The organism is Pseudaeromonas pectinilytica (assembly GCF_054780855.1).
The window spans coordinates 1-889 of record NZ_BAAGVN010000185.1 but is presented as its reverse complement, the minus strand read 5'-3'; the positions used below and the strand labels follow the sequence as shown (position 1 = coordinate 889).

Here is an 889-nt window from a genome sequence, read left to right as displayed (position 1 = left end):
CCATTTAAAACGCCTTCCAAGGTCCTGTTCTGTATCGACTTTCTCTGCTTGGTTCGGCAGGCGTTCTTGGCCAAATAATCGGCAGCCCATTCCAATCTTTCCCTTATTTCTGTCAGCGCCCTATGGGCCACTGCTTCCAATAGCGGTAGCCACCACGTCGCACTGTTCTTCGACGCTTTCAGCATCGATAGCGCCCCACTCATCACACTCTGCGCGACCCGTCTCTTCATCACCAGCGACAGCAGGCTCGTCCACACCAACCCCTCGGCAATCGCTTTCTCGCCCGTCACAAACCCCTTGAGCCGGTTGTGCGATTTCCACTCTTTAAATAACAACTCCACCTGCCAACGGCAGCGATACAGGCTCATCACCTGCTCTGCTGACCATGCTGCTCGCGGTAGGTTCGTCATCCACAGACAGAACCGCTTTTCCTCAGCAAACCAGCGCCGGATCAACCGGTACTCGACCTGGCCGGACTTCACCACCATATCCAGTACCTCGGCCCGACAGCGTCGCCGTCCGGCCTCTCTCAGAGATAGTCCCGCCAGCTTGGGTACTTCCCGTCCATCACCGCGCCAGGCTTGGATTATCTTGGGGTTCAGGCTTTTCGTGCCGCGCACCAGATAAAATCCGCCAGCGTCGTTCACCTGCTCAAACCAAGCCCTGTCAATGTAACCTGCGTCAGCCAGCAGCAGGCAGTTGGTCAGCGTGTGGGCTTCAGGCAGAAATTGCCGTTCCCCTGCGGTATCGGCAGACACACTCATGCACAACGGGCTCTGCTCCGACAGTGACATGGTCATATGGCACTCGATAGCTGCCGGACTGATGGTCTTGAACCGGCCGGGAAAATCAGCAGCAAGGCGCCGATGCACCGCAAAGGAGGTGCCAT

1 protein-coding gene is annotated in these 889 nt (G+C 57.3%); it reads right to left on the bottom strand.

The window, feature by feature from the left end; genetic code table 11:
* The coding region (locus ACYVG7_RS10110) for an IS4-like element ISApu1 family transposase (RefSeq protein ID WP_460882999.1) at positions 1-889 on the bottom strand (889 nt) is incomplete at both ends.